This is a genomic window from Corynebacterium sp. BF-R-2, assembly GCF_024586525.1.
Lineage (GTDB): Bacteria > Actinomycetota > Actinomycetes > Mycobacteriales > Mycobacteriaceae > Corynebacterium > Corynebacterium singulare.
In genome coordinates, this window is the sequence record NZ_JAMFTP010000007.1 from 17,159 (window position 1) to 40,528 (window position 23,370).

The 23,370-nt window shown below is 59.7% G+C and carries 26 protein-coding genes and 1 tRNA gene; 19 read left to right on the forward strand and 8 right to left on the reverse strand.

What is annotated here, in order from left to right:
* Positions 1-124 precede the first annotated feature (124 nt).
* The 3 genes from M5J09_RS05970 to M5J09_RS05980 all read left to right on the forward strand — a co-directional run bounded on the left by M5J09_RS05970 (position 125) and on the right by M5J09_RS05980 (position 1,561).
* Positions 125-835, forward strand: coding sequence for an IS6 family transposase (locus M5J09_RS05970; RefSeq protein ID WP_049160553.1), 711 nt, complete (start codon positions 125-127; stop codon positions 833-835).
* A 37-nt stretch (positions 836-872) separates the two neighbouring features.
* Positions 873-1,319: a recombinase family protein gene (locus M5J09_RS05975; protein ID WP_374982103.1), complete on the forward strand. Its 447-nt coding sequence runs from the start codon at positions 873-875 to the stop codon at positions 1,317-1,319.
* A 68-nt stretch (positions 1,320-1,387) separates the two neighbouring features.
* A complete protein-coding gene (locus M5J09_RS05980; protein ID WP_186302139.1) occupies positions 1,388-1,561 on the forward strand; it encodes a hypothetical protein in 174 nt (57 codons plus the stop codon).
* 218 nt (positions 1,562-1,779) lie between these two features.
* On the opposite strand, the gene M5J09_RS05985 is transcribed toward M5J09_RS05980, so the two are convergent.
* Complete coding sequence (locus tag M5J09_RS05985; protein WP_144791689.1) at positions 1,780-2,019, reverse strand: hypothetical protein; 240 nt, start codon at positions 2,017-2,019, stop codon at positions 1,780-1,782.
* 374 nt (positions 2,020-2,393) lie between these two features.
* Between M5J09_RS05985 and M5J09_RS05990 the strand changes: the two genes are divergently transcribed.
* Both M5J09_RS05990 and M5J09_RS05995 read left to right on the forward strand, forming a co-directional pair.
* The gene (locus tag M5J09_RS05990; RefSeq protein ID WP_070744462.1) at positions 2,394-3,005 is read left to right on the forward strand and encodes a DUF433 domain-containing protein; all 612 of its coding nucleotides are present in this window, start codon (positions 2,394-2,396) and stop codon (positions 3,003-3,005) included.
* Positions 3,002-3,427, forward strand: a complete 426-nt coding sequence (locus M5J09_RS05995) for a hypothetical protein (RefSeq protein ID WP_144791693.1) — start codon at positions 3,002-3,004, stop codon at positions 3,425-3,427. Before M5J09_RS05990 ends, M5J09_RS05995 begins: the two co-directional genes overlap by 4 nt.
* Positions 3,428-3,435: 8 nt before the next feature.
* Here M5J09_RS05995 and M5J09_RS06000 read toward each other — a convergent pair whose 3' ends face one another.
* Positions 3,436-4,701 carry a site-specific integrase gene (locus M5J09_RS06000; RefSeq protein ID WP_257157282.1) on the reverse strand — a complete coding sequence of 422 codons (1,266 nt, stop codon included), beginning with the start codon at positions 4,699-4,701 and terminating at the stop codon, positions 3,436-3,438.
* A gap of 44 nt (positions 4,702-4,745) precedes the next feature.
* Here M5J09_RS06000 and M5J09_RS06005 point away from each other — a divergent pair, with 44 nt between their 5' ends.
* From M5J09_RS06005 to M5J09_RS06025, 5 genes are all read left to right on the forward strand, one after another.
* Complete coding sequence (locus tag M5J09_RS06005) at positions 4,746-5,447, forward strand: type 1 glutamine amidotransferase domain-containing protein (RefSeq protein WP_257157283.1); 702 nt, start codon at positions 4,746-4,748, stop codon at positions 5,445-5,447.
* Between the two features lie 63 nt (positions 5,448-5,510).
* Positions 5,511-5,975: a hypothetical protein gene (locus tag M5J09_RS06010; protein WP_257157284.1), complete on the forward strand. Its 465-nt coding sequence runs from the start codon at positions 5,511-5,513 to the stop codon at positions 5,973-5,975.
* A 116-nt stretch (positions 5,976-6,091) separates the two neighbouring features.
* Positions 6,092-6,997, forward strand: a complete 906-nt coding sequence (locus M5J09_RS06015; RefSeq protein WP_257157285.1) for a DUF418 domain-containing protein — start codon at positions 6,092-6,094, stop codon at positions 6,995-6,997.
* A complete protein-coding gene (locus tag M5J09_RS06020; RefSeq protein WP_257157286.1) occupies positions 6,997-8,019 on the forward strand; it encodes a trypsin-like serine protease in 1,023 nt (340 codons plus the stop codon). Before M5J09_RS06015 ends, M5J09_RS06020 begins: the two co-directional genes overlap by 1 nt.
* 11 nt (positions 8,020-8,030) lie before the next feature.
* A complete protein-coding gene (locus tag M5J09_RS06025; protein WP_257157287.1) occupies positions 8,031-8,219 on the forward strand; it encodes a hypothetical protein in 189 nt (62 codons plus the stop codon).
* 438 nt (positions 8,220-8,657) lie between these two features.
* Here M5J09_RS06025 and M5J09_RS06030 read toward each other — a convergent pair whose 3' ends face one another.
* Positions 8,658-9,686, reverse strand: coding sequence for a prephenate dehydrogenase (locus M5J09_RS06030; protein WP_257157288.1), 1,029 nt, complete (start codon positions 9,684-9,686; stop codon positions 8,658-8,660).
* A gap of 39 nt (positions 9,687-9,725) precedes the next feature.
* Between M5J09_RS06030 and M5J09_RS06035 the strand changes: the two genes are divergently transcribed.
* The 4 genes from M5J09_RS06035 to M5J09_RS06050 all read left to right on the forward strand — a co-directional run bounded on the left by M5J09_RS06035 (position 9,726) and on the right by M5J09_RS06050 (position 11,168).
* Complete coding sequence (locus M5J09_RS06035) at positions 9,726-10,229, forward strand: tRNA adenosine deaminase-associated protein (RefSeq protein WP_257157289.1); 504 nt, start codon at positions 9,726-9,728, stop codon at positions 10,227-10,229.
* Between the two features lie 34 nt (positions 10,230-10,263).
* Positions 10,264-10,695 (forward strand): nucleoside deaminase, encoded by a 432-nt coding sequence (locus tag M5J09_RS06040; RefSeq protein WP_257157290.1) that lies wholly within the window; start codon positions 10,264-10,266, stop codon positions 10,693-10,695.
* 93 nt (positions 10,696-10,788) lie between these two features.
* On the forward strand, positions 10,789-10,986 hold the full coding sequence (locus tag M5J09_RS06045; RefSeq protein WP_042528861.1) for a CsbD family protein: 198 nt from the start codon (positions 10,789-10,791) through the stop codon (positions 10,984-10,986).
* A 91-nt stretch (positions 10,987-11,077) separates the two neighbouring features.
* A tRNA-Ser gene (locus tag M5J09_RS06050) sits at positions 11,078-11,168 on the forward strand.
* Positions 11,169-11,678: 510 nt separating this feature from the next.
* Here M5J09_RS06050 and M5J09_RS06055 read toward each other — a convergent pair.
* Positions 11,679-11,846 (reverse strand): hypothetical protein, encoded by a 168-nt coding sequence (locus tag M5J09_RS06055; protein ID WP_010188407.1) that lies wholly within the window; start codon positions 11,844-11,846, stop codon positions 11,679-11,681.
* Between the two features lie 115 nt (positions 11,847-11,961).
* Between M5J09_RS06055 and M5J09_RS06060 the strand changes: the two genes are divergently transcribed.
* From M5J09_RS06060 to tgt, 3 genes are all read left to right on the forward strand, one after another.
* Positions 11,962-13,212 carry an MFS transporter gene (locus tag M5J09_RS06060; RefSeq protein ID WP_042528862.1) on the forward strand — a complete coding sequence of 417 codons (1,251 nt, stop codon included), beginning with the start codon at positions 11,962-11,964 and terminating at the stop codon, positions 13,210-13,212.
* A gap of 190 nt (positions 13,213-13,402) precedes the next feature.
* A complete protein-coding gene (locus tag M5J09_RS06065; protein ID WP_257157291.1) occupies positions 13,403-15,835 on the forward strand; it encodes an MMPL family transporter in 2,433 nt (810 codons plus the stop codon).
* Between the two features lie 6 nt (positions 15,836-15,841).
* Complete coding sequence (gene tgt / locus M5J09_RS06070; RefSeq protein ID WP_257157292.1) at positions 15,842-17,125, forward strand: tRNA guanosine(34) transglycosylase Tgt; 1,284 nt, start codon at positions 15,842-15,844, stop codon at positions 17,123-17,125.
* Here the strand turns inward: tgt and M5J09_RS06075 are convergent.
* From M5J09_RS06075 to M5J09_RS06090, 4 genes are all read right to left on the reverse strand, one after another.
* Complete coding sequence (locus tag M5J09_RS06075; protein WP_257157293.1) at positions 17,113-17,841, reverse strand: sortase; 729 nt, start codon at positions 17,839-17,841, stop codon at positions 17,113-17,115. The two genes, tgt and M5J09_RS06075, sit on opposite strands and share 13 nt — an antisense overlap.
* Positions 17,834-18,118 (reverse strand): type II toxin-antitoxin system RelE/ParE family toxin, encoded by a 285-nt coding sequence (locus M5J09_RS06080; protein WP_042528870.1) that lies wholly within the window; start codon positions 18,116-18,118, stop codon positions 17,834-17,836. The genes M5J09_RS06075 and M5J09_RS06080 overlap by 8 nt, the downstream gene beginning before the upstream one ends.
* A 2-nt stretch (positions 18,119-18,120) precedes the next feature.
* Positions 18,121-18,330 carry a type II toxin-antitoxin system RelB family antitoxin gene (relB, locus tag M5J09_RS06085; RefSeq protein WP_257157294.1) on the reverse strand — a complete coding sequence of 70 codons (210 nt, stop codon included), beginning with the start codon at positions 18,328-18,330 and terminating at the stop codon, positions 18,121-18,123.
* 120 nt (positions 18,331-18,450) lie between these two features.
* A complete protein-coding gene (locus M5J09_RS06090; RefSeq protein ID WP_042528874.1) occupies positions 18,451-19,185 on the reverse strand; it encodes a queuosine precursor transporter in 735 nt (244 codons plus the stop codon).
* Positions 19,186-19,619: 434 nt separating this feature from the next.
* Between M5J09_RS06090 and M5J09_RS06095 the strand changes: the two genes are divergently transcribed.
* Positions 19,620-20,330: a hypothetical protein gene (locus M5J09_RS06095; RefSeq protein WP_246820013.1), complete on the forward strand. Its 711-nt coding sequence runs from the start codon at positions 19,620-19,622 to the stop codon at positions 20,328-20,330.
* Entirely contained in the window at positions 20,330-23,359 is a 3,030-nt protein-coding gene (locus M5J09_RS06100; RefSeq protein WP_257157295.1) for a vWA domain-containing protein, read from the forward strand. Before M5J09_RS06095 ends, M5J09_RS06100 begins: the two co-directional genes overlap by 1 nt.
* Positions 23,360-23,370 lie beyond the last annotated feature (11 nt).

Below are 23,370 nucleotides of genomic sequence, written 5' to 3' on the forward strand. Positions count from 1 at the left end.
TCACTCTCCGAAGAAAGCGAAGCGCCAAACAAGTTTGCCGCTTAGAGGATAAACGACCAACGGGAGTGTAGGTGCTGTTGCAAAGTTGGGGCAGTAGAAAGACCGGCGTGAAATAATCAGAGCCATGGGCATCTTCTCCGGTCGGCATTTCCCCCGTGACATCATCCTGTGGGCGGTGCGGTGGTACTGCCGCTACGGCGTGAGCTACCGCGACCTCGAAGAAATGATGACCGAGCGGGGTGTGCCAGTCGATCACACCACGATCTACCGCTGGGTGCAGAAATACGCCCCTGAGCTGGATAAGCGCACTCGCTGGTACCGGCAGGTACCCGACTGGCAGGCCCAGTCCTGGCGGGTGGATGAGACCTATATCCGGGTCGGCGGCACGTGGTGCTATCTCTACCGGGCTATTACCGCCGGTGGGCAGACCTTAGACTTCTACCTCTCACCAAAACGGAATGTGGCTGCGGCCAAGCGTTTCCTGGCCAAGACGCTGCGATCGAATACGACAGCCGGGTCCCCGCGGGTCATCAACACCGACAAGGCACCAGCTCTGGCCAAGGCAATATCCGAGCTGAAGGCGGAGGGAATCTGCCCTCAGATGGTGGAGCACCGGCAGGTGAAATACCTGAACAACGTTCTCGAGGGAGATCATGGCCGACTTAAAAGAATCCTGGGACCGAAGGGGGCGTTCAAAAACCGAATTTCCGCCTACCGGACGTTGAAAGGGATGGAAGCGATGCATTCATTACGGAAAGGTCAGGGCACGATGTTTGCTTATGGGCACCCCAATCCGGACGCGGTGATCGTCAACCGGGTCTTCGAGACGGCCTGAGAACGCCGGCACGCAGCGGCCATCAGGAAATGAGAAACTGGGTCGTCTCGGCTCTCCGCCCAACTTTGCAACAGCACCCGCCCGCAAGGGGGACGTATTCGTAGTGCATTCTATGGACAGGCTAGCCCGCAACATTGTTGACCTGCGCGGGATTGTAGAAGAACTAAACTCCAAAGGCGTTGCCGTCCGGTTGGTGAAGGAAAATCTCGTATTCACGGGCGAAGACTCTGCCATGAATAATCTTTTACTAAACATGCTTGGTGCGGTAGCAGAATTCGAACGCTCCCTAATCAAAGAACGCCAGCGCGAGGGTATCGCCATCGCTAAGGCCAAAGGAAAATACAAAGGCCGTAAACCATCGCTAACACCGGAACAAGTCAGTGAGGTTGCAGCGCTTAAATCCAACGGCGTATCAATCGCAGAAATCGCCCGTCGTTACGGTGTTTCACGTCCTAGCATTTATCGTGCTTTGGAAAATAGCTAAAACGCACCGTGCGCGGGCTGTGTTGGGTAATATGAACAAGTCTCTATCGACTAGGTAAAGGAAATGGCATGCTCACTAACGCAGCTGAATTTTTAACCGCAAACCCGGATATGATTAATCCGGAGGGCATTAAGCTGATTGCCGGTGTATTTTTGGGTGGCCTTGCTGCGCTCGCTCTCGGTGTTGGTTCCAGCATTGCAGGGCCAACCGCGCTACTGGCATCCTCCATGGCAGAAGCTTAGGCCCGCAAGCCAGAAACGCCCCGGTACCTTGAAAAAGGCCGGGGCATTCGTGTTCCTAGGCTACGTAAACCTGTGTCGCTGTAGTTCCGGAAACACTGATACTGATCCGCGTCATATCTTGGTTGGCTATCCATTCGGTTACGGACTTTGGCACGTGCCGCCAGTACGGTAATTCGTAGGTGAGACGAACACCGTTGGCTAGCGTTTCGATTTCGTAGTTAAACACCGGGAGCAAACCACCTCTCACGCTCACGGCCAGAAACGAAATAATCGTTATCGCCTTCGTCATCGTGTAGCACGCACAGCCCGGCGCGCCGGGCGTATTCCAGCACCGGAGCCACCAACGGGTGCCAGTCTTGCAACACAGCATCATGCGACAGTTGTAGCCGTCCCCCCACGTTGTTCACGCTCACCAAGAACGGGATATTCAGCCCGTCCATCTTCGTCGCTGTATCCATTACAAGCGCTCCTTAATCTCCTTATTGCACGTTTATTGCACGCGCATGGTTTGGTAGAGTTTCTACCCAGTGCAGGAGCGCTAAAACCACTGCTAAACAGTGCGTTTACCAACAGGGATAAACCATGGGTTCGAATCCCTCCGGGCGCACCACCTAAACCCCCAGGTTAAACGGTATAAACACCGGATAGCCTGGGGGTTTCTTCGCGTTTTAGTCGACTAAAAGTAGGCCCGAGTAATCCCAGGTAAACCGAAGTGGGTGCAAACGCGGTGCAAACACCCTGCAAACAGATTGCAAACACATTTCGCGCGACAGAATCAACCCAACAATGTCAGCCCCGCGCGCTACACTGCTCATAAAAGGAGGTGATCAACTTGGGGTACAGCATCCCACTCACGGTTACGCTCACGGGCGCAACGGCTGCGCAATTGGCAGGTTGGCGTAGGAGTGAGCTTCTCATTCCCGAGGTCAGTGCGGAGAGGCCCATTGAGTACTCGTTCCGTGACCTGGTAGCGCTTCGCACCATCGCCCGTCTGCGGGCTCACACATCGCTACAGCAGATCCGAAAGGCATTCGAGTCACTCTCCGAGTTCGATATGGTTGATCACCCGTCTGAGTACCGTTTCGCCACCGACGGCAAGACGGTGAAGGTCTGGACAGAGGATGGCTTCATGGACCTGAGCGAACGCTACAAGGGGCAGTTCGAGTTCTACTCGCTCGAGGACATTTACGCACCGTTCATGAACAGGTACAACAAGCAGGTGCCAGACTTTAGGAACCCGATGCCTAATCTCTCGGTCGACCCCCGTCGAATGGGTGGCTACCCAACCATCAAGGACTCCCGCGTACCCTACAGCGACGTCGCGGAGCTCTATATGCTCGGCGAGTTGGAACCAGGAGAGATTAGCGACTTCTACCCGAACATTACCGATGAGGCTGCCCGCGATGCGCTTTCGTTCCACAATCAGGTCCAGGAGGCAGTGTGAGATTCTTTCTCGACGAATGCCTCAACCACAAAATGGACGACACGCTCAGGGCCTGGCTCAAGAAGGACGAGTTCCTCCGTTCCGGGCCGGACATCCGTTTCGGCCTCGATGACGTCTCGCTCATCAAGCGACTCGAACAGCTCGACGTCGACGTCATGATTACTAGCGACATCAAGCAAATGAGGTCTCCCGACCGAACCCTTGAGCGCGACCAATACCGGAAGAGCAACATCCACTGGGTGGGCGTTCCCCAGAGCTACGTCAAGGGCAAGGCGCGCCCATTCGTCCAAGCAGCCAACCTGTTCTCCGTAATCCACCACGTCAAAGCGCAGATCGAGCAGGCGCAAATGCCAATCGCTATCGAACTCAAGCCCGGCATCAAAGACAGCGGCGCACCAATCGCCGACACCTTCCCCATCTAGCCCCAGGCCTACCGAACAACCCGCAAATGCCGCACACCCGCGTCCTTTTCCCGCTGGGAGCGCCGGGCTTGGGCTGATTCAACGCGTTTGCGTTCTGTTTCAAGGTGCCGCTCGATGGCTTCGGCTGCTTCGTCCAGGCCCTCGTCCCAAAGGTGGCCGTAGTGCTTGAGTGTGGTCGACGCAGAAGCGTGGCCACACATGCGCTGGACGACGTAGACGTCGGCGCCGGCCGCGATGGCCATGGATACAGCGGTGTGCCGGAGCTCGTAGGTCTTAAGCGTTGTATCGACGCCGGCATCAACAAGCAGGTTCTCCCAAATCACTCGCCAGCGCGCGGTGGTCCACGCGTGGCCGTATTCGTCGGGGAGTAGCCATGCTTCGGGGTCTCGTCCCTCGGCTTCTTCGGCGAGTGTGAGCAGCATGAGTCGGGATACGGGTACGTCGCGGTGCTGGCGGGTCTTGGTCTCATCTACTCGGCCGAGGTCGTCGACGTCGCGGCGGATCATCAGCCGACGCCGCGTAACGTCGAGGTCTTTGACCTTGAGGCCCTTGGCCTCTCCGGGGCGCAGTCCGGTCTTGAGGAGGACTTCGAGCATCATCTTCACCGCTGGGTGCTTGGCGGCGAAGAGGAGGGCGTTAACTTCCTCGATTTTGAGGTAGCGGCGCTCTGCCTTGGGGATGGCGGGGGAGGGGGAGCCGTCGAGTGGATTGGCGTGGATGATCTTCATCTTCACCGCGCGCGTGAGCATGGATTTAAACATGCCGGCAATCTTGCGCTTGGCAGAGCCTCCAAGGGGCTTCGGCTCCTGGCCCTCTTTAACGCCCTTCGTTGAGGTGAGACCAGCTATCCACGCCACGACTTGGTGCTCTTGAATCTGGGAGACCTTCTTGTTTCCCCATGCGGGGCGGATGTGGGTATTCCAGTAGGAGATATAGTCCTTGCGGGACTTCTCTGAAATGTTCGCTTTCGAATCGAGCCACGGCTCCCAGAGCTCGGCCAGGGTGACGTCTTTCTTGTCTGCCGATATGAGAGTGCCATCGGACTTGTTGACGCGCACTTTGGCGTCGAAGACCTCAGCGGCCTCGTAGGTATCGAAGGTTTCGGAGGTGCGGTTTCCTTCGAGGTCGAGGTACTGGACTATCCAGTGCTTGCCGACGCCGCACCGCTTCGTCGGGACCTTTTTCATCTTCTTCCCGGTGGTGCTATCAACTTCGGTTATGTGCTTGTACCAGAGATCGCGGGGCTGACTGCACGCGTTCGAGTTTTCTGACATAGTGGGGCACCTAACCAAACCCCCGATAATAGGAGACTCGAGAAATGACTAACGCATTGTTCGTCGTCAGTGCAGCAGATGGTTGGACCCTCAAAGACGGGACTGTTCGCCCGACTGGTTACTGGGCTGAGGAACTTGCGGTTCCATACCGTCTGTTTAGTGAGGCCGGCTGGGACATCACCGTAGCAACCCCCAACGCGGTGGCGCCCACGGTGGATGAGGGAAGCCTCGGCGAGGGTGCAGGTGACCCTAAGGAACTTGAGGAGATTCGGGCTTACCTGGAGTCCATCAAGGACGTGCTCGATAACCCGAAGTCCCTCGCTGACGTCAACGAGGAAGATTTTGACCTCGTCTTTTACCCGGGCGGCCACGGTCCCATGGAGGACCTGGCGGTCGACTCCGTCTCCGGCGCACTGCTTAAGCAGCGCCTTGCCGCCGGCACGCCGCTGGCGCTGCTGTGCCACGCACCGGCCGCCATCCTGGCGGCGAAGAACGATGACGGCACCAACGCCTTCGCCGGCAAGCAGGTGACTGCGTTCTCCAACACGGAGGAAGAGTCCACCGGGCTCGCGGAGAACGCGAAGTGGCTCCTGGAGAGCGAGCTGGTCAACGCCGGCGTCAAGTACGACAAGGCCGCAGAGGACTGGAGCTCCCACGTGGTGGTGGACGGCAACCTCTACACGGGCCAGAACCCGCAGTCCTCGGAGGAGCTGGCGAAGCGCATCCTGGCGGACCTGGACAAGTAAGCGCCGAAAAATGGCGGATTGAGTCGCAGGACAAGCCGGTCAAGGGCGGATATGCTGGTGCTCATGATCAAAGCGATTCTCTCCGCCATTCTGCTATTTATCTCCTCACTGTTTTCTAGCGCGGGCTCCTCGGAGCTGGCGGGGAGTTCGGAGGCGTGGGCGGTGAACGTCGCCAAGCATGGCATCATCACGGACGCACCCGCGGAACTGGTCGAAGCAAACGACGAGCAGATGGAGCACATCACTGCTTTCAGGTGGGAGTCTGAGGCGAGCCCAGAGGATTTCTCCCTCGATTTCCAGAACCAGACGGCGTGGCTGCCCTGTAACGGAGGCAACTTCACCTTGGTTGATGGCGGGGTGGAGCTTGGTGGTGTGACGGAAATGGCCTGTCCCAGAGGAAAGATTGACCTTCCCTTCACCGTGTTCCTGTCCGAACCGGCGAAGGTAATGGTGAACCGCGATGCCTCCGCAACGCCTCAGCGCATTTACCTTGTGCGTGGGGATCAAGCCATCGCCCTTACCCGCTGAGACGCGCATCACGCAGTGCTGCGTGAAACGCAGAGCTGAAAACGCACACAAATAAGAAGACCGGCCAGAGCCCCTGGTCGGTCTTTCGACGTTTTCGACTGCAAGGAGATGAATAGGTGTCAGTGCGCGCCCGAATAGTGGGCCTCGATATTGCCCGTTCCCTGGCCATCATCGGCATGATCGTCCTGCACATGGCCAACCTGCTGTGGAGCACAAAAGTCGTGCTCTCCGGGCTGCCGGCGGCAGGATTCGCCATCATCGCCGGGGCCACCATGATGATCCTGGCCCGCGACTACTCGCTGCGGGTCTTCCTCCGGCTTGTCGCCCGCGGCTGCCTAGTGATGCTCATCGGCGTGGCGCTGCTGCCCGTGGGCGGCGAGATCCAGGTGGTGCTCGTGGTCATGGGCGCGGCCATGGCTTTGACCGCCTGGGTGCCGCCGCTGGCCACGGCTTGGAAGGTGGTGCTCTTCGCGCTGGCCACCGCTGCGGCCACGGCGCTCTACGCGCCCTACACCCTCCCCCAGGTCTACCCCCTCGTGGCGTTCCTGGCGTACCTGGTGGCGGGCATGCTGCTTTACGACGTCTACCTCACCCGCCCCCGCCGCACCCACACCATTACGACCGCGGTGGCTGCCGTCGTCGCAGGCATCGGCCTGTGGCAGCGCTTCAACCCGGACATCCCAGGCTGGCTGCGCTTTTCGGGGCATACGGGTGTGCTCGGTGAAATCCTTCTCTCTGTTGCGGTGACTGCGGTGGTGCTACACCTGTGCCTGATTATCGGCCGGCAGCTGCCACGCCTGGTTTTCCCCTTTGCAGCATTGGGATCGATGTCGTTGACCATCTATATCCTGCACATTCTCACTGCTCGCTATTGGCAGGCGAACGTCTCGCTGCACAACACCATGGCAGCCGTGGGCTTTGTGCTCGCTTTCCTGGTTCTCAGCGCACTGTGGAAAAAGTTCTTCGGAAAAGGTCCGGCCGAGAGGGCTGTGGCCTGGGCAATCAAGGAGGTGGCCGCGTAATGGTGGCACGAAAGATAACTGCTGTTCTGGCCAGTGCTGTGGTCGTGGGGCTCGGCGCTGCGCCGGCACTGGCCCTGGAATTCGCCCAACCCGCACCTCAGTCGGAGGAAAGCGCTGCCGTAGCTGCGCTGCGCATGGGCAAGATCGGAAACTTCGGCGATTGCACCGGCACTCTGGTGGCGAAGCAGTGGGTGCTGACCGCCCGCCACTGCTTGGAGTCTGTCAATAACGAGGGCACGCAGGCCCGCTTCGGGGACCGCATTTATGACGCTGACTCGTGGGCCGTATCGCCGACTATCGACGCCGGCCTCCTCCACCTCACCGAACCCGTCGAAGGCATCAAGCCCGCCAAGCTGGCGGACGCGGTGCCCACTGCCGGCGAGAAAGGCCACTTCTACGGTTGGAGTAGTAGCTCCCGCATGGCCCGCAAAGGCCAGCTGCCGATGGCCGAGATGGAAGTAGGCGAACTCCTGTCGGGTGGTACCCCACCTCATGAGGAAGCCGAAGCTCCTCAGGTGATGGAAGGCGGTGAGATGCCTGAGATTGCAGTCAGCCCTGACGGTGCGGAAAGCATCCCGGCGGGTGCGCTCGGCTCGGAGAGCGTTCCCGCTGGTGAACTTGGCGGATCCACCCCGATGATTGCCGCAGCCATCATGGACGTGAAGTCCCTCAACGGTGAGGGTATGCAGGGCGGTGATTCGGGTGGGCCGTTCTTCGTCGATGGTCGCCTCGTCGGCGTGGCCACGGCTGGCACGTCGAATGCTGACCCGGATCTTCCGTCCCCGACTGCTGCCATCACCTCGGTGGTGGAAGCCCAAGACTGGATTGAGGACATCACCAGCGGCCGCGACACCGACGGCGTTCTCAACGCTGATACCTCCCCGGCGCCGCCGAAGACGATGCAGGTCAGCGCTCCCGTTGCATGGCCAGCGAGCATTGCCGCGGTAGTGGGGCTCATCGCAATCGCCTTCTTCTCGCGCCTGCGAGGCCGCAAGCCAAGCGCTGAAAAGCGCACCAGCTAGGCTGAAACTCCATGAAGGAGAAACTTGTTCCCTGTCTTATCGCCGGTGCCATCCTCGGCGTGGTGCTGTGGCTGGCTTCCGGCATGCTGTGGTTGTTGCCGGTAGGCCTAGTACTAGGTCTTGCGGGTTTCCCGCTCCTCGGCATCACGCGCGATGAGTCTCAAGCCCGCAAGCGCCGCGACGATACCTTCCGCGACTAAGCGCCCCCCGCCGCCGCACGCCGCTCCACGCCACCGCGCACGCTGTCATGCGGCTCATCACTAGATGGCATTCCACAAAAGGCATCGTGTAAAAGGCAACTGCCAGAGGGCATCTTTGGGGCTGAAAACGCCATCTGCAGTGCCCATAAGGCGTTCTCAGGCGAGAAAACGCCTTGTGGATAATGCCATCTGAGCGATGCCTTCTGGGACCACCGCCAATGGCGGGACGCTCAGCTATCTGCGCGGTAGCGGAAGAGTTCCGCAGATGGTCCTTTTACATTGGTCGCTCTAGTTTGGTCCTTTTGCTGAGCACAAGGACCATCTAGGTCTAGAAAATTGCTTGTACATGGTCCCTTTAGGCTGTAAAGGGACCAGAGTAACGGGACCATACTAGAGGGACCATTTGCCACAGCGGTGAGGGCGCGGTGAAGCCACCGGCTAGAAGATTTCGATGCGGCCACCCAGAGACTCGGTCTGGCGCAGCTGCGCTACCCAGTTCGGTGCACCCGGGTGCAGGCGCAGCACTGGGCGGGAAGAAATCTTGACCGGAGAAACGGATTCCTTACGAGCACCGGATCGGGCTTCAATGCGGGTGCGGGCTCTGTAGCCGGCGTCGGCAAGCTCGGCGATGGAAGGCTCATCTGAAGCCAGCGAGTCACGGGCAGACTGCATTAACTCAATCGCCTCATCCAGGGCGCTGACCAAAGCCGTCGCGTTCGTCTCACACATCTGGCGAACCAGGTCCGGGCGGGTACCGGCCACGCGGGTGCCGTCCTTGAAAGAGCCAGCCGCTAGAGACTGCGCCAGGATGCCGCCATTATCGCCCACCACTGCGAGGGTCTCCGCAAGCACGTGCGGCAGGTGAGAAATGCGAGCCACCGCGGCATCGTGGTTGGCCACGCGCACTGGCACTGCTTCCGCATGAACCATCTGCGTCATGCGGACAACATCAGCGAAAACATTTTCCCATTCAAGAGGGATGCGCTCACCGCGGGCGTCGCACTCAGCGGCGTAGTCATAGGTGATGACCCAGGCAGCGCGGTGAAACAGGCCGGTCTGCGAGTTCTCCCAGCCGGACTTGGAGGTGCCCGCCATGGGGTGGCCGCCAACGTAGCGAGGATGCATGTCGCGCTCGATGACGAGCTGGCGGATTTCGGCTTTGACCGAGACGACATCGGTAAACCCGCAGCTTGGGGCGTGCTCCTGAATAGCGTCAAGAACCGAGGCAACCGCGTCCATGGGCACCGCGATGACGATGAGCGCGTTGGTCTCCTCAGCGCGGCGAAGGATAGCGGGGAGGTCATCGGTGACGTCAAAGCCCTGCTTCACAGCAATGCGGGCACCGGATGTGGAGTGGTTGTAGCCGAATACGGGGTGATTGGTCGCGGCAAGATCGCGCAGCAGGGAGCCACCAATGAGGCCGAGGCCGATAATGCAGACGGGGCGTTGAACATCTTGAGAACTCACGGTGACAATTGTGGCACAACCCGACTAATCTGACGAGGTATGAGCCACGACGATCTCTCTTTTTCCATCACCGTCGCGCGTGACGAGCGCGGCTGGGTGATTCGCCCCTTCGAGGATGACTTTGACAATGTCCACACCTCGATCAAGGCGGTGCGCAACCTGCGTTCCGAGGGCGCGGCGTTTGCGCTGCTATGTGTGGAGGATGACTATTTCGTCGTGGTCCGCCCGGTGCCGGGGGATGTACGCATGCTGCTTTCCGACGCCACCTATGCCGCCGAAGACGACTTCGCCGCGGACTTCCTGGACTTGCGCGACATCGATATCCCGGATTTGGACGAAGACGAGTGGGAGGACGCCGACCCGTACGGCGACGGTGACTTCGACATCTTCGCGGACCTTGGACTCGATGAGGACCAGGTGGGCTACATCATTGACAACGATGAGGATTGGCCGTCTGATATGCTCCTGCGCATCGCCGGCGAGCTGGGCTTTGGTGATGAGTTGGAGGACTACCTCGACGGCCTCGACTCTGATGCCACTTAAACCGGCGGAGGGATTGGTGCGCGCGGAGTCTCGCATGCGCCGCGCCCTGGAGGTCGCACGCACCACGCCGGCAGGGGATATCCCGGTGGGGGCCGTGCTTTACGACGCCTCCGGTAAAGAGCTCGCCACCGGCGTTAACCGCCGCGAGCAACTGAATGACCCCACCGCGCACGCAGAGGTGGAAGCCATCCGCCAGGCAGTGCGCGTGCATGGCGATGGCTGGCGGCTGGAGGGCTGCGAGCTGGTCGTCACCTTGGAGCCCTGTGCGATGTGTGCGGGTGCGATTCAGGCTTCCCGGGTGTCCTCGGTGGTCTTTGGTGCCTTTGAGCCGAAGACAGGTGCGTGCGGCTCGCTTGTCGACGTCCTCCGCGCCCCCGGCGCCCTCCACGTCCCGCAAGTGCGCGGCGGCGTGCTGGAGGGAGAGTGCGCGAACCTGCTCACCGATTTCTTCGGGGGACTTCGCTGAGAGCGAATGTGGGCTCTTGTTGCTGCAGCCGCGCCCTAACCGGGTGTAGGATGGGGCCCACATCAGAAACGCTGATAGATAAAGGAGAAAACTATGGGTGATTTCGAGAACAAGAAGGACGAGTTCGTCGGCAAGGCCAAGGAAGCTGCCGGCGACGTGACTGACAACGAGAAGCTGGAGAACGAGGGCAAGGCCGACCAGGTCACCTCTGAGGCTAAGCAGAAGGCCTCCGACGCCGTCGAGGGCATCAAGGATAAGGCCAACGAGGTCATCGGTAACCTCAAGGACTAATTCCTAGCCTCAAGTAGCTGAATCGCTGTCCGTGCCGCCTGGCGTGGGCAGCGATTTTGTCGCTCGGGACGACTCCCGTAATCTGGAACGCGGTGGCGTGTCCGAGCGGCCGAAGGTGATCGCCTCGAAAGCGATTGTTGGGTAACCCCCAACCGCGGGTTCAAATCCCGCCGCCACCGCCACTGTCATGAGTCGCGACATGCTTGACAGGTGAGTCGCGACATCGTTGACAAACCGGCATCTCAGTTTGTTTTGTTCTGGGGTGCCGGTTTCGCTTTGCCCAGAGCGCTGGAAAGGTTGATTCTGTTCCCGGAGACCCTCCTTGCAAGGAACCCTGCCGCGTGCGCGAGAAGCATCAGGGTAGCCATACAGGAGAACGACGGCGCCTACGCTGAGTGGAGCAGGGGCTTCTTAGTCCTACCGACAACACTAAGGCCTTAGCCTGCTTTGACGATGGCGAGGTTGCGGTTGGGACTGCTCATGGTGTCAAACATGTCCCGACTCACCTGTCAAGCATCATTTGACACGGTAAGGGTGGGCTAAGTGTCAAGTTTGTCGCGACTCACCTGTCAAGTATCAGGACTGCTCGCGCAGGAACAGGGTGTCAAATATGTCGTGAACTCGGACACCGCCGCCACCGCCACATCCGGCACTCCAGTTCTTAAGCCCTGGGGTGCCGGTCTTTTCATTTTTTAGAAGCCAGCTCGCCCTCTATCAACATCTCTTTGGAAATCCAGCGCGGCTTGGCGTGCCTCGGGGTCGTGGTCTTCCGTACGCTTGTGAATCCGCCGGCTCATCATGCCTGCAGGGATAGCAATGAGAAGGATGGCCGCGACGGCAACAATGACGAAAGTTGACATGGGGGTCTCCTAAAGCACTTCAGTGGATAAAACTCTGGCTGGACAGGGAGTGAGCGTGTCCTGACTCTCTATAGTGAAATACTATGACATGTAACACTATAAGATGTTGTGATTAATGAATAGTCTTTCTTTTAAAGCTACGTTCTCGCTCGTCTTTGCAGCCGCTGTCGTTTCCGGGTTGGGTGACGGCCTCATCCCGATTGCTTTTGCGCTTCAGGCGCACCGAGTAGATCCGTCGGGCCGCGGCTTGACGGTGGTGCTTATCGCGCTGTGGGCGGGCCGCTTTCTTAGTTCTTTAGTGGTCCGAAAACTGCCGCCACCACACCGGCCAGTGACCTGGATGCTGGGGAGTGACGTCGTGCGGATGCTGGCGCAGTGGGGACTTGTAGCGTGGGTGGTTGCGCGCGGCGATTCTATTGCTGCGTTCGCGCTCTCAAGCTGCGTGTACGGTTGTGCCTCGTCATTCTTTGGACCAGCAAGGTTTAGCCTTTTGTCGCAGCTGTTTTCCGACGAGCAGCGCACCCGAGTCAATGGAACCCTATCGATGCTCGGTGATGTGCTGTTTATCGCCGGCCCCCTCATCGGTACAGCGGCAGTGCTCACCTTGGGATTTAACACGGTATTGCTTATCGACGGCGCCACCTTCCTCGTGGCCATGCTCTTTGTTCTTCCGTTTCTCTCAGTACGTAGAGAACCAGCAGGAGAAAGCTCTAATAGCGCCGCGGCTGAACCAGAACCGGACCGCGCAGGTTCATCGGCTTCGAACAAGCCTCTTACGTCCCCGACGCTCCCTAGCTGGGCACGGGTAGGGCTCGGTACTTGGCTGGTCGCGGCAGTTGTCAACGGCTTCCTAGGAAGTGCTGGCCCTACATGGATTATGAATACTTTCGACGAAAGATCCTGGGGGTTTATGGCAACTGCGCTTGCGGTCGGTTCGCTGATTGGCTCAGCTGCAACAATTCTGAAGGCATTAGATCGGGTGCGCTTTAGCACCTTGCAAAGCCTGATGTTGATTCTTCTGGCCGGACAGATCCTGGCTTTGGCATTCTCCTCTGTCTTCGTGCTCATCGCTGCAGTTGGTGCTGCTGCGTCCTTGTTGATGACTGCGGCAGGTATTGCGTGGGATTCTCTCGGGCAGTCTTTGGGAGATGATGGTCTGGTACACCAGTTCGCTACAAAGGATCAGCTGGTCTTTACCGCCGGTACCCCGCTTGGAATGATTCTTTTCGCGGCACTTTCTTCTCATCCTGGTGTTGCGGCGGTTGCCTTGGCAGCTGCGTTGGTAGTCGCAGCTGTTGCGTCGTCCTTGCCTGTGGCGCGTTCGCCGCGTACGGCAGATATGGCTGAGGGTGCTGTTTCTTTGTGATGAAGTGAAGTACGCATGGCAGGTGTGTCATTGGCTTGTTGGCGGTGAAGCCCTGTAATCACGAGCTGGTGCTTATCTGGTCACGTGATGTCGTTAGGGCTTCGAAGCCCCACTGGTTAAACTGGTGCACATTCGTGTCCACCACCAAAGCTGCTGTGACTATTAATCGCGCACGTGAGGGGGAATTTCCGTGGCAAAGCTGCTCTACCACCTAGGTCGCTGGTCCTACATCAATCGATGGAAGGTCATCATCGCCTGGATCATCATCGTGGCGGCGGCAGGTGGCGCAACGCTGGGGCTCATGAAGTCCATGACCACGGAGTATTCCATCAGCGGCACCCCGGCGATCGATGCTACCCACCGCGCGGTGGAGCTCTTCCCAGAGAACGGGAACCCCGCCAATTCGCCGTCGGTCAACCTTGTTTTCAAGGCTCCGGAAGGGGAGAAGCTCAGTGAGCCCAAGAATGAGGCCGCGATCAAAGACGTGGTGCATCACATTGCAGAGGGCTTGAATATTCCGGAGGGAAGCCAGCAGCGTTGGGGCAACCCGCTTGACGTGTCGCCGGCGCTGCAGCAGCAGGTCATCGAGCAGTTCACCTCCATGGGTTTGCCGGAGGAGACCGCGCAGGCGGATGCTGACAACCTGGCGATGGTCAATGCTGATGAGACGATTGCTTACACCACCTTCGATTTCGATGCGGAAAGCCCCTATTCAGTAGACCCCGCGGATAAGGAGGTGGTCCATGAGGCCATGGACATTGGCCGCGAAGCGGGCTTAGAGGTAGAAGCCGGCGGCGCGGGCTTCGGTGACGAAATCCAGGTCAACTCGATATCTGAGGTCATCGGTCTGGCCGTGGCGTTTATCGTCCTCATCATCACTTTCGGCTCCTTGGCTTCGGCCGGAATGCCGCTTATCTCCGCTGTCGTGGGCGTGGGGCTCGGTGCGATGGGCGTCATGATTGCCACCCACTGGATTGAGCTCAACAACCTGACCCCGGTGCTGGCCGTCATGATCGGCTTGGCCGTGGGCATCGACTACGCCCTGTTCATCATGTCGCGCTACCGGCAGGAGCGCTCCCGCATGGACGGTTCTGAGGCAGCCGGCATGGCCGTCGGCACGGCGGGCTCCTCGGTGGTCTTTGCCGGTGCCACCGTCTTCATCGCCCTCTTCGCGTTGCTCGTGGCACGCATCAGCTTCCTCACGGCGATGGGCCTGGCGGCTGCGGGCACGGTCCTCATGGCCGTGCTCGTGGCGCTGACCTTGGTGCCCGCGATGCTGGGCCTGCTGGGAGATAAGGCCTTTGCCGGGCGCATCCCCGGTGTGGCCGGCAACCCGACGAAGCGCCGCCCACGCCGCACGAAGGCAACGATGGGTAACCGGTGGGTGCGCACGGTGCAGCGCGCGCCGGGCGTCGTCATGGCGTTGGTGGTACTGGGCCTGGGTGCATTGACCACCCCGGTGCTCCACATGGAGCTGGCATTGCCCGCGGATACCACGTCCAACCCGGACACCACGCAGCGCAAGTCAGCGGATCTGATGGCTGAAGGTTTTGGCCCCGGTATCAATGGGCCTTTCCTGGTCATCGTGAACGGTGCCGACGCGAACCCGGACTCTGCGGCGCTTAAGCCTTTGGTGGAGGCCCAGGAAGGGGATGAGGATGCGCAACAGAAGGCGGCGCTGGCCTCCTTTATGTACTCGGCGCAGCGCCTCAACCAGGTGGGCGGAGTCAAGCACGCGCAGCTCGTCGGCGTGAATTCCGATTCCACCGCGGCACAGATCATGGTTAGCCCCACCACAGCGCCGACAGATGAGGCCACGGTTGGTACGGCCTCCGCGCTGCGTACCGCCAACCACGAGATTGAAGACATCACCGGCGCCGAAGTCGGTATGACGGGCCTGACCGCGGTGCAGCTCGACATCACCGAGCGCCTTGAGGGGGCCATGGGGCCATACCTCGCCATCGTGGTGGGCCTGGCCATCGTCCTGCTGCTCGCGGTCTTCCGCTCCATCCTCGTGCCGCTGGTGGCGGGCCTGGGATTCTTGCTCTCCGTCGGCGGCGCCTTCGGCCTGACCGTCTTGGTGTGGCAGGACGGTTTCACCGGCCTGGTCCCCGCGCCGGGCCCGCTGATTTCCTTCATGCCAATCTTCCTCATCGGCGTGACCTTTGGCTTGGCCATGGATTATCAGGTCTTCCTGGTGACCCGTATGCGCGAGCATTTCTCCCGCTTCCCCAAGGGCACCGATGGACAGTACCGCAAGTACAACGCCAATGATGAAGCCACTATTGCGGGCTTTACCGCGGGTGCGCGTGTGGTCACGGCCGCAGCCATCATCATGATTGCGGTCTTCGTGGCCTTCATCAACCAGCCGCTGCCCTTCATCCAGATCTTCGGCTTCGCGCTGGCAGCGGGCGTGCTTTTCGACGCCTTCCTAGTCCGCATGTCCCTCGTCCCCGCCACCATGTTCCTCATGGGACACACGACCTGGTGGATGCCGAAGTGGCTGGATAAGCTGATCCCGCAGTTGGATATCGAGGGCACCGCGCTGGAAGAGGAATGGGAGCGCGAACACGCTTCATCCTCGCGTGAAACAGAAGACAAGGCAGCGCAAACAGTAGACTAAAGTCTTATGACCCACCCTAAGCCGCAGTTGGAGACCGACCTTTCCTTCGATGTGAAGAAGGAGCTGGACTTAAGCGGTCCAGCACAACCGGGAAAGCACGGCCGCACTGGTGTTATCCATACCCCGCATGGAGATATCCAGACCCCGGCCTTCATCCCGGTGGCCACCAAGGCCACGGTGAAAACGTTGACCCCGGAACAAATCCGGCTGACCGGGGCTCAGGCTATTTTGTCCAACGCCTATCACCTCTACCTGCAGCCGGGCCACGATATCGTGGACGAGGCCGGCGGTGTTGCCACCTTCGAGAACTGGCATGGGCCGACCTATACCGACTCGGGCGGATTCCAGGTGATGTCCCTCGGTGTGGGGTTCAAGAAGGTCCTGGCCATGGATGTGGCCGACCTGACGGAGTCCGATATCCGCGCGGCCAAGAAAGAGCGCATGGCGCAGGTGGATGAGGACGGCGTGGATTTTAAGTCCATCATCGACGGCTCCTCTCACCGTTTTACCCCGGAAGTCTCCATGCAGATCCAGCATGGCCTGGGCGCGGACATCATGTTTGCCTTCGACGAGCTCACCACGCTCGTGGATACCCGCACCTACCAGGAGGAATCCGTCGAGCGCACGCGCCGCTGGGCGCAGCGCTGCCTGGATGAGCATGACCGCCTGACCCAGGCCCGCGGCCCGCAGAAGCCGCGCCAGTCCCTATGGGGCGTGGTGCAGGGCGCGCAATACGAGGACCTGCGCCGCCAGGCTGCACGCGGGCTCGTGGAGCTCTCCGATCGTGCGGAAGCAAACGGCAAGCGCGGGTTCGGTGGCTTCGGCATCGGTGGTGCTTTAGAGAAGGAGAACCTAGGCACGATTGTGGGGTGGGTATGCGATGAGTTGCCCGTCGATAAGCCCCGGCACCTGCTGGGTATCTCTGAACCGGATGACATCTTTACCGCCGTTGAAGCTGGTGCCGATACCTTCGATTGCGTGGCGCCGACCCGCCTGGCGCGCCGCGGTGGCGTCTACACCCTGGATGGCCGTATGAACCTCACCAATGCGCGTTTCAAGCGCGACTTTAGCGGTGTGGACGAGGAGTTCGGCGGCTACGTGTCGGAGAACTACTCCCGCGCCTACATCCACCACTTGCTCAAGGCCAAGGAATTCCTCGCCGGCACGCTGTGCACTATCCACAATCTGGAGTTCATGATCCGGCTGGTGGATAACATTCGGGAGTCTATCGACGGCGGCTATTACGAGGCCTACCGCGATGAATTTATGGCTCGCTACTACGCCAAGTGACCAGTGACGATGACGTTATAGTCCAAATCGGTATAACCATCGACGGCGCAGGCGATGAGCACGATGCGCCCGGGGACCTCGGTGTCCATAAGGTCGGCGTCGCTGCCGAATTGATTCTTGGGAATGAGGAAGGCATTATCCACGATCCATTCGCGGCCGGAACCATCTGCAGAGGTCATGCGGATGTGGGAGCCGTTGAGGGTGGACGTCGCAAAGCGCTGCACCTGCACTCCGTCGAGGCCCTCCACCGTGGTGGGAGAGCTCAGGTCCACGTTGGCCGTGACGACCTCGGAGAAGGGATTGAACACGAGTTTCTGCTGGCCCCACGCATGCCCCAACACATAGGTCGTGCCCTGCTCCGCCGTGGCGGGGGACTCGCCCCAGCCTTCGACCCAGCGCACCATCGTGGCTTGCGGGCCGGCGGGGTTGAGTGGCACGACGAAAGGCATCGAGTCATAGGTCGCCCCCGTGATCGTGGCCGGGCCATCCATCTCAAACGTGCCGGTCAGTGCTGGTGCCGGGCCCTCATTAAGTGGGGGTGGGGTGGGCGCTGCGCTTGACGACGCCTCACTGCTCACCGTCATCGACTCCGACGCGGCCGCGTGGCTCGTCGTTTCAGGTGACGGGTCTTCTTCGGTCCCCGAGCACGCCACAAGGCTTAGGGCCGCGGCCAGGCTCAGAGCAAGCATGAGGGACGTTCGACGCTGCTTATGCATCGTAGATGTCTTTCCGGTGGCCAATAGCGAATATCTCAATCGTTACTTTCTGGTCGTGGATGTACGCCAGAATGCGGTAAGAACCGACCCGATAGCGCCATTCACCTGAACGGTTTGAAGTCAATCCTTTTCCGAAAGCTCGAGGGTCTTCGCAGCCCTCGAGGTTCTTGTGGATCCACGTCACGATGATTCGTGCATCGAATCGGTCAAACTTCTTTAGCTGTTTGCGGGCTTTCGCCGTGAATTCGACGTGATATGAAGTGATTCTCTCCGACATCTTTAGAGATCCTCGAGGACCTCATCAAGGCTAAACCGTTCGCCACAATCCTCTGCCATTGCTGCGCGCAGTTCCTGAAGGTCGTAGTAGTCCTCGACCCGTTCTAAAAGCGCTGCTCGGGCAAAATCAGATATCGTACGGCCTTCAAAGGCAGCTAGATTCCGAACGAGTTCCGCGTCGTTATCATCCATGCGAATTGTCAACGTAGCCATATTCCCTCCTTAACCAACGTGAATACATTGTATTCTATGGGGAGAACGAAGGGAAGGGAGAAAGAGACCCCCTCAGCACAGTGCGTGCCAAGGGGGTGAAAGCTCGGGGATAAGTCGCGGCTACTTAGAAGGCGTTGCCGTAGGGGTTGTGATCTCGTCGGTAGGTACGTAGTCTTCGCGGCGCTTGACCCAGGAGATAACCAGGGTGGTCAGCGGAAGCATGATGACCTCGCAGGCGGTCTTCCACAGGAAGCCGACGATGACGTAGTTCAGGAAACCGCTGAAGGAATCGATGCCGATGACGGGTGCTGCGATGGCGCAGAACAGCAGTGTATCGCCGAATTCGCCGACGACGGTGGACGTAACAAGGCGGGCGATGAGTCCCTTCTCACCGCTGCGGGCCTTCATCTTGACCAAGGTGAAGGAGTTAAGCAGCTGACCTACGACGTAGCCGACGAGAGAGGCGAGGAGGATCTGCGGAACGAGGCCGAGCGTGGCGGCGAAGGCCTCTTGGCCTTCGTAGAACTCAGCTGCGGGCAGCCAGATTGCAATATAGAAGGAAACTGCGGCCAAAAGAGCCATGGCAAAACCGATATACACGGCGCGGCGAGTGGACTTGAAGCCATAGCATTCGGAGAGAACGTCGCCCACAATGTAGGCGAGGGGGAAGAGGAAGAAGGCGCCGTCGGTGATGAGTGGGCCGAGCTGGACGCCCTTGGTCGCGTTGATGTTCGAGATGAGGAAGGTAACGACGAACACCGCGACCAGCCACGGGTACAAAGTGGAATGTACCGGGATGAATCGGATGCTCTCGCCACCCTTTGCGGTGGTTGCGGTTGCCGATTGAGTTGTCATGGAACAGCATTTTTCCATGAAAATGGGGGAACTAGAAATGGGGTAAACCAAGCACTACTACTGGGGAGTACTCCCTACGGCTAGCTAGTCGACAAAAACCGCAGATGAGCAGGCGCTTTCAGAGGTAATGGCTGGGGCGTTTATTCAAGAAGATATCTAAAGTGGGCAGAAAAAATGACTGTATTATGGCATCCTTTTGCTTGCAGTGTTGTCGTGTTCCCTGCGCGTTTCCTGTCTGTTGTGTCTGATGAGCGCTCGAAGAAATTCGGGCGCGTTCGATTTTCACGTCATGACTAGGAGAGCGTGTCCGGGATTGCGACTACCTTAAATCTCAAGGCTCTCGGCTCTCCGGCTGATTCCTCGTTTCCTGTGTCTTAAGGCAGGGAAAGGGGGCATTAGTTGGGGCATAACCCGTTATAGGGAAGGTTATCGCTATGACATTTGGTTCCCCAGGTTCGTCACCTCAGTTTGGCGGGCGCCCGCCGCACGGTGCGCCTTCTCCAAACGCAGGGGCAGGACACAACGCTGGTTCTGGCTTTGGTGCGTCCGGTGGGCCCAGTGGATTCGGTGCGCCTGACCCCGCCCGGGCCCCCGTACCACGTCCCGGCTCCGGAGCGCCCTCGGGCCCCGGTACTGGCTTTGGCTCAGGCTCTGGTTTTGGTTCGGTACCGAACCAGGGCGCCCCAGCCGGCTCGAATCCACATGCAGGCTCGAGCACGGGTAGCTCCTTCGGCGCGCCGGGTTCGTCGGATGGCTTTGGTCAGTCTTCCCCGGCTCCGGATTACCGCCGCCAGGTTGCAACGCCGACCGTTCCCACCAAGGGCCCGTGGCCGCTGCTCATCGCCGGTGGTGTGTCAGCGGTCATTGCCCTGATTGTGCTGGTGCTGGCGCCCCTCGTTGCCTCCCCAACGCAGGGCCTGTATTTCGGTCTCGCGATCGCGGGCTGGTTGCTGGCAGGCATCGTTGCCTTTGTTCTCCTCGGCCTGTACACGCTGAAGAACACGCAGCGTCAGGCCGAGACGTTCTATGTAGAGGACACCACGCAGACGCTGCTCTACCGCATCATCATGGGCGGTAGCTTCCTCCTCGTCATCGCCGCTGCAGTAGAAATCGCCTTCTACGTGGGAAAGGTGGTTGGAGCCTAATGAAGAAGTTCACTCGCGCACTAGCCCTGTCCGCAGCTGCGATGCTGGCCGGCTTCGGAGGAAGCTTGGGAGCTGTGGCTCAGGAAGCGCCGCCAGCCCCTGACGCTCCAGCCCCCGACGCTCCAGCCCCCGAGGCGCCGGCTCCCGAGGCGCCGGCTCCCGAGGCGCCGGCTCCCGAGGGACACCCAGAAGAGCATGGCGACGATCAGGGCGCTCATGCGGACGAAGCTCCAGCCCCGCAGGAGCACCGCGAAGGTATTGGATCTGAGTCCAAGCTCTCTGAGATCTCGCAGAAGAACTTGTCTGACTTCGGTTCCTGTATCGCCAGCGAGAAATCCGCTGACCTGCTCTTTGTTCTGGACCAGTCTGCATCGCTGGTGGGGTACGAAGGTTCTACGCCTACGGACGCCGACTTTTTCCGTGTGGATGCCACGGGGGACATCATCAAGCAGCTGGCGAATCTGGGCGAGGACAATGGCGCCGATATCAACGTGAAGCTCTCCGGCTTCGGTTCTGAGTATTACAGCGATCCAGCTGAGTATGGTAGTTGGACCAATGTGTCCGGCAAGGCTGAGGCACTTGATGGCGAACTGGAGAAGTTCCGCCACAAGGACCGCGTCTCCGATCTGGAGACTAACTACGGCGCTGCCTACTCTGGCGCCTTGAAGGAATTTGCTTCCCATCAGGGCAGTAACTGCCGCGCCATTGTGTTCTTCACCGACGGCAAGTATTACACCGATGCTGAGGCTAATGACCTGCAGGGAGCCCAGGATAAGCTGTGTGAGGTTAACTCCTCGGTGACGGCTTTCCGTAACTCCACTATCCGCCTCTTCAACGTCGGCTTGGTGCCGGCTGCGGAAGCACAGGACCAAATTCGTCAGCTCACCCGCATGGCGGAGGGTGATGACTGTGGTCAAGGGGCCCCGAACGGTGCATTCTTCGATGCAGGCGAGGACCCAGCAGCATTGTTCGCCGCCTTCCGAAACCTCATTCCGACCTCAGGTGGTGTGACCAAGGACGGAAACCTCAAGGACCAGTTTGACTTTGTTCTAGATAACTCCGTCTCCCCGGTGCGTTTGTCGGCGGTGCCGAAGAACTCGGTTGAAGAAGGAAAACTCACCCCGACTCTGACTGGGCCCAACGGAGAGGTGGTTGAGCTTAACGCTGATACGACACACGTTGCTGGAGCGAAGGTCTCCGTGACGGAGAACAACAAGCTTCCTGGCATGGTGGATGTTTCCATGGAAAAGGATGGCGATGACTGGGCCGGCGCATGGACCTTTGGCTACAAGGTGGCCGAGGGCGCTGAGGGCGAGTATCTCGCTTCCGTCGTCATGGTTCCTGGACTTAATCTCAACCTCACACGTGAGGACGGTTCAAAGGTTGCCGGCGGCATCAACTCTGACCAGGTCATCAAGGGCCAGTTGGTTGATGGCAAAGGCGAGCCCCGCACCCTCGAAGGCGAGGGAACAGTGCATGCAGAGTTTGTTCCGGAAGACGGTTCACCGGTAACTCTCGTGGACAACGCTCCCATTACGGACGGCCAACCAGTCGACATTCCGCTGGAACACGTAGAGAATGCCGCGTCGGGCCACTTGGTCACCCGCGTGGATATCACTACAAAGGGCACGGAGGATCGCCCAGGCTCCAAGCTTGATCCCATCAATGCGGAGGCCCCTCTCACCATTACTCCGGTCAATATGCCGACCGTGGGCTCCGCGCAGACCATCACTATGACGGAGAAGGAGATCACAGTCGATGTCCCAGTGACCGGACCCGGCAAGGTGTGGGTTGCTGACCAGACGGTGGATTCCGCGAATGGCATGCTTCCCTCGGGAGTGTCCTCCATTGCCGTCTCCTCCCAGAACAACTCTGAGGACTCTGCACTTGAGCTGTCCAAGGACGAGAAGGCCACCATACCGGTGACCCTGAGCGTTGAGAACATTGCAGATGGCCCACTGCGAGTGGAGCCGGTGATTAATCTCCAGTCGGCAGAGGATAACCAGCAGATGGAGCTGCCGCTTACTCTGCAGGGCTCCATGAGCGCGCCACTGAGTAAATCTGCATTCGGCTTGGCTTTCGTCCTCGCAGTTTTGCTTGCACTGCTGATTCCGCTGGCCATCCTTTACTTCATGAAGTGGTTCTCCGGCCGCATTCCGGCGAAGCCACGCATGTTCGTCAAGACCATTCCGGTGAAGCGTGATGGCGCTAACCTCGTGCGCACTGATAATGGCCGTCCGTTCTCAGTTAGCAAGGACGAGTTCCAGGGCGCGGTGCCGGTGGAGGCATCGGCGCGCGCGGCGCAGCTGGGGCGCAATGAAGCCAAGGTGAAAATGGGGTTGAGTCCCTTCACTGCCGCTCACGTAGAGATTCAACGCGACGGCACTATCTCCGGCAAGGGCAAGAAGTCTGGCTATCGTGCGGTGCTGCCGCTGGCTATCCAGAATGAGTGGTTCTTCGTCGGTAATGAGAAGGACCGAGACTCGGGTGAGATCGTCATGACCGTCGATACGTTGGCTCAGGCTCACCACTATGACGAGCTATCCAAGGAGATCAGCCGTCAGGCGCTGCCGCTCTTTGACCAAGTTGAGTTCCCGGCAGAAAAGCAGCAGACTCCTCCGCCGACTGGGCAGCAACCGCCTCAGCAGCCGGGTGGCCAGCCAGGGCCTTCTGGCCCGCAAGGCGGTCCTCAGCCTGGTCCACAGGGAGCTCCGTTCCACGGTGGGCAGCAGAATGCCCCACAGCATGGCGGCTTTGGCTCCTCTCAGCCCTCGGGTCCGTCGCGGGAAAACCACCCGAGGCAGCCCAAGCAGCCTGGTCAGACCGGACAGCCAGGCTTTGGCGCTGGGTCGGGATTCGGTGGCGGTTCGGGCTTTGGTCAGCCGCAGCGTCCAAGCCAACCAGACCAGCCAGGGCGGCCCAGCAGCTCGGGCTTTGGCCAGCCAGAGCAGCAGCGTCCGAACAATCCTGGTACCCCTGGTAACAACGGCGGCTTTCCCCCGAACCCCGGGTTTGGCTCTCAGAGCTAAGTCGGTTTAGC

What these genes read in the sequence shown, in the direction of transcription:
- M5J09_RS05970 (WP_049160553.1), top strand. Translation starts at nt 125, where the DNA reads ATGGGCATCTTCTCCGGTCGGCATTTCCCCCGTGACATCATCCTGTGG.
- M5J09_RS05980 (WP_186302139.1), top strand. Translation starts at nt 1,388, where the DNA reads ATGCTCACTAACGCAGCTGAATTTTTAACCGCAAACCCGGATATGATT.
- M5J09_RS05985 (WP_144791689.1), bottom strand. Translation starts at nt 2,019, where the DNA reads ATGGATACAGCGACGAAGATGGACGGGCTGAATATCCCGTTCTTGGTG.
- M5J09_RS06000 (WP_257157282.1), bottom strand. Translation starts at nt 4,701, where the DNA reads ATGTCAGAAAACTCGAACGCGTGCAGTCAGCCCCGCGATCTCTGGTAC.
- M5J09_RS06005 (WP_257157283.1), top strand. Translation starts at nt 4,746, where the DNA reads ATGACTAACGCATTGTTCGTCGTCAGTGCAGCAGATGGTTGGACCCTC.
- M5J09_RS06010 (WP_257157284.1), top strand. Translation starts at nt 5,511, where the DNA reads ATGATCAAAGCGATTCTCTCCGCCATTCTGCTATTTATCTCCTCACTG.
- M5J09_RS06020 (WP_257157286.1), top strand. Translation starts at nt 6,997, where the DNA reads ATGGTGGCACGAAAGATAACTGCTGTTCTGGCCAGTGCTGTGGTCGTG.
- M5J09_RS06025 (WP_257157287.1), top strand. Translation starts at nt 8,031, where the DNA reads ATGAAGGAGAAACTTGTTCCCTGTCTTATCGCCGGTGCCATCCTCGGC.
- M5J09_RS06035 (WP_257157289.1), top strand. Translation starts at nt 9,726, where the DNA reads ATGAGCCACGACGATCTCTCTTTTTCCATCACCGTCGCGCGTGACGAG.
- M5J09_RS06040 (WP_257157290.1), top strand. Translation starts at nt 10,264, where the DNA reads ATGCGCCGCGCCCTGGAGGTCGCACGCACCACGCCGGCAGGGGATATC.
- M5J09_RS06045 (WP_042528861.1), top strand. Translation starts at nt 10,789, where the DNA reads ATGGGTGATTTCGAGAACAAGAAGGACGAGTTCGTCGGCAAGGCCAAG.
- M5J09_RS06055 (WP_010188407.1), bottom strand. Translation starts at nt 11,846, where the DNA reads ATGTCAACTTTCGTCATTGTTGCCGTCGCGGCCATCCTTCTCATTGCT.
- M5J09_RS06060 (WP_042528862.1), top strand. Translation starts at nt 11,962, where the DNA reads ATGAATAGTCTTTCTTTTAAAGCTACGTTCTCGCTCGTCTTTGCAGCC.
- tgt (WP_257157292.1), top strand. Translation starts at nt 15,842, where the DNA reads ATGACCCACCCTAAGCCGCAGTTGGAGACCGACCTTTCCTTCGATGTG.
- M5J09_RS06075 (WP_257157293.1), bottom strand. Translation starts at nt 17,841, where the DNA reads ATGCATAAGCAGCGTCGAACGTCCCTCATGCTTGCTCTGAGCCTGGCC.
- M5J09_RS06080 (WP_042528870.1), bottom strand. Translation starts at nt 18,118, where the DNA reads ATGTCGGAGAGAATCACTTCATATCACGTCGAATTCACGGCGAAAGCC.
- relB (WP_257157294.1), bottom strand. Translation starts at nt 18,330, where the DNA reads ATGGCTACGTTGACAATTCGCATGGATGATAACGACGCGGAACTCGTT.
- M5J09_RS06090 (WP_042528874.1), bottom strand. Translation starts at nt 19,185, where the DNA reads ATGACAACTCAATCGGCAACCGCAACCACCGCAAAGGGTGGCGAGAGC.
- M5J09_RS06095 (WP_246820013.1), top strand. Translation starts at nt 19,620, where the DNA reads ATGACATTTGGTTCCCCAGGTTCGTCACCTCAGTTTGGCGGGCGCCCG.
- M5J09_RS06100 (WP_257157295.1), top strand. Translation starts at nt 20,330, where the DNA reads ATGAAGAAGTTCACTCGCGCACTAGCCCTGTCCGCAGCTGCGATGCTG.